Below are 6094 nucleotides of genomic sequence, written 5' to 3'. Positions count from 1 at the left end.
GAGCGGGGGCGCGAGTTCGGCCTGATCTTCCCCTCGATCGGCACCGACCGGACCATGGACGGCCGCGTCCTCGTCCGCTTCAACACGGCGCCGGCGTCAACGCTCCTGAACCTCCTCACCCTGCTCCTCGACGCCGAGCGCAGGACCTCGTGCGATACCTGATCGGGACGGCCTTCGCCGTCCTCCTCGCCCTCGCGACCGCCATCGTCGCCCTGGGCATCGTCACCACCCTCCGCGCGGCCCCGCCGCCCGACCAGGACGCCTGACCCCGCCAGCCCCCGCCGCCCACGCGCCGGGGGCTGCGGCACGATGGACCCCATGCACAGCGACCACTACGCGCCGCCGACCACCCTCCTCGGCCTCCTCCAGCGCGGCCGGGGCCAGGGCGTGCTGATAGCCGCCGCCGACCGCTCCTCGGTCGCCGAACTCGTCCACGGCTGCATCCGCTGGGACTGGCGCTGGGACTCGCAGGTGGACGACCGACACCTCTACCTGGCCCGACTGATCCGGGACCTGGAACTCCCGCTCGGGCCCGTGGTCGAGATGGCGACGGCCCAGGACGAAGACACCCGTGACCGGGCCATCAGCGTGCTGGAACTGCTGGTGCTCGCCGGCTCGGCGGACGCCCGGGCGGCGCTGCCGGACTTCGTTCCGGAGGAGAATGAGCCGCCCGCGCCCCGCCCGGTGCGGCGGCCGGATCCGTACCCGGAGCGGGACAGTGCGAGCCTGCTGGCCCTGCTACGCGATCCGGCGGCGCCCGAGGGTGCCAAGGCCTCCGCTCTCGTGGCCCTCTCGCTCCGCCCGCCCGAGCCCGCGCTGATCCCAATGGTCCCTGGCCTCGGTGCCGCCGACGGCATCCGACCGCTGCCGCTGCTGGGTAAGGCCGTCGACCGGCTGGCCGGGCAGGCCGTGCCAGCGGCCCGGGAGTGGGCGGCCTCGGAGCAGGCGTGGCTGGCCGAGATCGGCCATGCGGTGCTGGCCGCCCACGGCGACGAGGGTGACGTGCCGAGCTTGCTCGCCGAGCTGGAGCGGCGGTGGGTGGACCGGTCCTGGTGCGGCCCGGACGATCTCGCGCGCGGTCTCGCCCGCTTCGGGCCGGAGGCTGCCGACGCGGTCTCGCTGCTGCGCCGTTTCTGGCTCTGGACCCCGCACTCGTACGAGCGTGCCGACTACCTGGAGGCGCTGGCGGCGATGGGGGCCGCCGGCATGGCCGAGGCGTACGTCGAGTCGCTGTGGGACTGCGAGGCGCGAGCCCGGCTGCTCGCCGTCGAGTACGCCCCCGACCGGCCCGACGTGCGCGACCGCCTGGCCTGTCTGGGGGACGATCCGATGGAGGAGCCGGAGGTCCGCGAGGCCGCCGGGGCGCGACTCGCCGGGCCGGCCTAGGCACCTTCGCCAGAGACCGGGAAGCCGTTCGAAGAGGGCTAGAGTGGACGCGTGAACGTGTGAGTGATGGCCCGGGCCCCGCGAGGCGCTCCGGGCCACATCCATTTCCAGGGGAACCCCCTGTGACCTGCGCGTTCGCCGGCCAGCCAGATCAGCACCAGAGCCTCCGGAGGCCCCGCCTTGAGCGACCAGCCGTTCGCGCATCTGCACGTCCACACCGAGTACTCGATGCTGGACGGTGCCGCCCGGCTGAAGCAGATGTTCAAGGAGGTCGAGCGCCTCGGTCAGACCCATGTGGCCATGACCGACCACGGCAACATGTACGGCGCCGCCGAGTTCCACCGGCAGGCGACCGACGCGGGCATCACCCCCGTCATCGGCATCGAGGCGTACGTCGCCCCGGAGTCCCGCTCGAACACCAAGCGCATCCTGTGGGGCCAGCCGCACCAGAAGCGGGACGACGTCTCGGCGTCCGGCGCGTACACCCACAAGACCATCTGGGCCCGGAACAAGGAGGGCCTGCACAACCTCTTCAAGCTGACCTCGCGCTCGTACTCCGAGGGCTGGCTGGTGAAGTGGCCCCGGATGGACAAGGAGCTGATCGCCGAGCTGTCCGGCGGCCTGATGGCCACCACCGGCTGCCCCTCCGGCGAGGTGCAGACCCGGCTGCGCCTGGGCCAGTTCGACGAGGCGCTGAAGTCCGCCGCCGACTACCAGGACATCTTCGGCAAGGAGAACTACTTCCTGGAGCTGATGGACCACGGCCTCGACATCGAGAAGCGGGTCCGCGACGGGCTGCTGGAGATCAGCAGGAAGCTGGACATCCCGCCGGTCGTCACCAACGACTCGCACTACACCACCGAGGCCGACGCCGGGGCGCACGACCTGCTGCTCTGCGTCCAGACCGGCAAGAACCTCTCGGACCCGGACCGCTTCCGCTTCGACGGCACCGGCTACTACATCAAGTCGGCCGCCGAGATGTACGCCCTCGACTCCTCGGACGCCTGGCAGGAGGGCTGCCGCAACAGCCAACTCCTCGTCGCCTCCCGGGTCGACACCGAGGGCATGTTCAAGTTCAAGAACCTCATGCCGCGCTTCCCGATCCCGGAGGGCTTCGAGTCCGAGGCGGACTTCTTCAAGTCCCAGGTGTGGAAGGGCATGGACTGGCGCTTCCCGAACGGGTACGACGAGGAGCACAAGAAGCTCGCCGAGTACGAGATGGACACCATCATCCAGATGGGGTTCCCGGCGTACTTCCTCGTGGTCGCCGACTTCATCATGTGGGCCAAGAGCCAGGGCATCGCGGTGGGCCCGGGCCGTGGTTCGGCGGCCGGTTCGCTGGTCGCGTACGCGATGGGCATCACCGACCTCGACCCGATCCCGCACGGCCTGATCTTCGAGCGCTTCCTCAACCCCGAGCGCATCTCGATGCCCGATGTCGACATCGACTTCGACGAGCGCCGGCGCGGTGACGTGATCCGCTACGTGACCGAGAAGTGGGGATCCGACAAGGTCGCCATGATCGTCACGTACGGCACCATCAAGGCGAAGGCCGCCATCAAGGACTCCTCGCGGGTCCTCGGCTACCCGTACGCGATGGGCGACCGGATCACCAAGGCGATGCCGCCGGACGTGATGGGCAAGGGCATCCCGCTCTCCGGCATCACCGACTCCTCGCACCCCCGCTACAGCGAGGCCGGCGAGATCCGCGGGCTGTACGAGAACGACCCGGACGTCCGGAAGGTCATCGACACCGCGCGCGGCATCGAGGGCCTGATCCGTCAGCCCGGCGTGCACGCCGCCGGCGTCATCATGTCCGCCGAGCCGCTGACCGACCACATCCCGGTCTGGACCCGGCACACCGACGGCGTCACCATCACGCAGTTCGACTATCCGACTTGTGAGGGCCTCGGCCTCCTCAAGATGGACTTCCTCGGCCTGCGCAACCTGACGATCATGGACGACGCCGTCAAGGCGATCGAGAAGAACAAGGGCGTCAAGATCAACCTGCTTGATCTGCCCCTGGACGACAAGCCGACCTACGAACTCCTCGCCCGCGGCGACACGCTCGGCGTCTTCCAGCTCGACGGCGGCCCCATGCGCTCGCTGCTGCGCCTGATGAAGCCCGACAACTTCGAGGACATCTCCGCCGTCCTGGCGCTGTACCGGCCCGGCCCGATGGGCGTCAACTCCCACACCAACTACGCGCTGCGCAAGAACGGTCAGCAGGAGATCACCCCGATCCACCCGGAGCTGGAGAAGCCCCTGGAGGAGGTGCTCCGGCCGACGTACGGCCTGATCGTCTACCAGGAGCAGGTGCAGAAGGCCGCGCAGATCCTGGCCGGCTACTCGCTCGGCCAGGCCGACCTGCTGCGCCGCGCCATGGGCAAGAAGAAGAAGGAGATCCTGGAGGCGGAGTTCGTCCCCTTCCAGAAGGGCTGCCGCGAGCGCGGCTACTCCGACGCGGCCATCCAGGCCGTGTGGGACGTCCTCGTCCCCTTCTCCGGCTACGCGTTCAACAAAGCGCACACCGCCGGCTACGGGCTGGTCTCGTACTGGACCGCCTACCTCAAGGCCAACTACCCGGCCGAGTACATGTCCGGGCTGCTCACCTCCGTCAAGGACGACAAGGACAAGTCCGCGGTCTACCTCAACGAGTGCCGCAAGATGGGCATCCAGGTGCTGCCGCCGGACGTCAACGAGTCGGACTCGGACTTCACCCCGCACGGTGACACCCTGGTCCGGTTCGGCCTGACCGCCATCCGCAACGTCGGCGGGCCGGTCGTCGACTCGATGATCCGGACCCGGAAGGCCAAGGGGAAGTTCGCGTCCTTCCCCGACTTCCTGGACAAGGTGGAGTCGGTGGTCTGCAACAAGCGGACCGTCGAATCGCTGATCAAGGCCGGCGCCTTCGACTCGCTCGGCCACACCCGCAAGGGCCTGAGCGCCCAGTTCGAGCCGATGATCGACAACGTCGTCGACGTGAAGCGCAAGCAGGCGGTCGGACAGTACGACCTCTTCGGCGGCGACACCGCCTCCGAGGAGCCGAGCTTCGGACTGGACGTCGTCTTCTCCGAGGAGGAGTGGGAGAAGTCCTTCCTGCTCACCCAGGAGCGGGAGATGCTCGGCCTCTACGTCTCCTCGCACCCGCTGCACGGCATCGAGCACGTGCTCGCCGACAAGGCGGACTGCGCGGTGGCCGACCTCGCGGAGCGGCCGGACGGGACGATCGTCACCATCGGCGGCATCATCTCGGGCCTCCAGCGGAAGATGACCAAGCAGGGCAACGCCTGGGCGATCGCGACCGTCGAGGACCTGGCCGGCTCCATCGACTGCATGTTCTTCCCGGCCAGCTACCAGCTGGTCTCCTCGCAGCTGGCCGAGGACGCCGTCGTCTTCGTGCGCGGCAAGCTGGACAAGCGGGAGGACGTGCCGCGGCTGATGGGGATGGAGCTGTCCGTCCCCGACCTGTCGAACGCGCACGCCGAGGCGCCGATCACCATCCTCATCCCGAGCGCGAAGGTCACCCCGCCGCTGGTGGCCCGGCTCGGCGAGGTGCTCGGGAGCCACCGGGGCACCACCGAGGTGCGGGTGCGGCTGGAGGGCCGCGACAAGACCACGGTGCTGCGGCTCGACCGGCACCGGGTGAAGTCCGACCCGGCGCTGTTCGGGGACCTGAAGCAGCTGCTCGGGCCGAGCTGCCTGGCGGGCTAGGACGGGAGCGGAAGGCCCGGGGCGCTCGCTGCGGCGGACACCCGGGCCTTTCGCGTACGGGGGAGGGGCCCGTCTCAGGTGCCGCCGCCGAGGCCCGGGGGGACCGCCGTGTGCAGCGCCGAGACGAAGGCGGAGATGGCCGGGTGGGAGCCGGCGCCGGCGCGGAACGCGGCCCGGGTGCGGCGGTACATCGGCAGGCGGGTGAGGACGACGCCGGGCGGGAGCCCGGCCGTGCCCAGCTGGGGGACCAGGGCGACGCCCTGGCCGGCCGCCACCAGGGCCAGCACGGTGGTGAAGTCGTCGATCTGGTGCCGGATGCGGGGTGCGAAGCCCGCCGCCTCGCAGGCGCGGACGGCCATGGTGTGGCAGAGCGTGCCGGGCGAGGACATGATCCACGGCGCGCCGCGCTGCTCGGCGACGGTGCCCGGGACGCGGGCGGCCAGGTACATGGGCTCGGTGAAGACCGGGCGGGTCACCGCGAGGCCCGGCTCCGGGTCGGTCGGGACGAGGTCGTACTCGTGCACCAGCGCCACGTCCAGCTCGCCCGCCCGCAGCGCCGCGCCGACGGCCGCCGGGTCCACCTCGGTGACCATCGGCTCCAGCCCCGGGTGCCAGCCGGCCAGCTCCGCGAGCACCGCCGGGATGATCGCCCGGGCCGCCGAGGGGTAGGTGCCGATCCGCAGCGGACCGGCCAACCCCCGCTTGGCGTGGGCGAGTTCGGCACCGGCCTGCTCCAGCAGGGCGAGCACCGCCTCGGCGTGCCGGACGAGGTTGCGCCCCGCCGGGGTGAGGGTGACCCGCCGCCCGGTGCGCTCCAGCAGCGGGACGCCCGCCTCCTTCTCCAGGACGGACAGCTGCTGGGACACCGCCGAGGGGCTGAAGGAGAGCGCCTCGGCGACGGCCGCGATGGTGCCGAGGTGGGCGAGTTCGCGCAGCAGGCGCAGGCGTCGGACGTCCAGCATCCGTCCAGGCTAGCCGAGCATCGGCTGAGCTT

General features: G+C 70.7%; 3 protein-coding genes. 2 read left to right on the top strand and 1 reads right to left on the bottom strand.

The features are described 5' to 3' along the window. The first annotated feature begins 318 nt into the window (after positions 1–318). Positions 319–1386 (top strand): hypothetical protein, encoded by a 1068-nt coding sequence (locus ACWDCZ_RS15410; RefSeq protein WP_449816135.1) that lies wholly within the window; start codon positions 319–321, stop codon positions 1384–1386. Positions 1387–1566: 180 nt separating this feature from the next. Further along, positions 1567–5100 (top strand): DNA polymerase III subunit alpha, encoded by a 3534-nt coding sequence (gene dnaE, locus ACWDCZ_RS15405; RefSeq protein ID WP_049649549.1) that lies wholly within the window; start codon positions 1567–1569, stop codon positions 5098–5100. Positions 5101–5174: 74 nt separating this feature from the next. Here the strand turns inward: dnaE and ACWDCZ_RS15400 are convergent, their stop codons facing one another. Continuing rightward, positions 5175–6062, bottom strand: coding sequence for a LysR family transcriptional regulator (locus tag ACWDCZ_RS15400; protein WP_049649550.1), 888 nt, complete (start codon positions 6060–6062; stop codon positions 5175–5177). Between the last annotated feature and the right edge of the window lie 32 nt (positions 6063–6094).

The sequence above is a fragment of the Kitasatospora sp. NPDC001225 genome, assembly GCF_053597855.1.
The sequence above is the reverse complement of the archived record's forward strand: the minus strand, read 5'-3'. Positions and strand labels throughout refer to the sequence as shown.

Coding starts and splice junctions, on each gene's coding strand:
- ACWDCZ_RS15410 (WP_449816135.1), top strand. CDS start 319: ATGCACAGCGACCACTACGCGCCGCCGACCACCCTCCTCGGCCTCCTC.
- ACWDCZ_RS15400 (WP_049649550.1), bottom strand. CDS start 6,062: ATGCTGGACGTCCGACGCCTGCGCCTGCTGCGCGAACTCGCCCACCTC.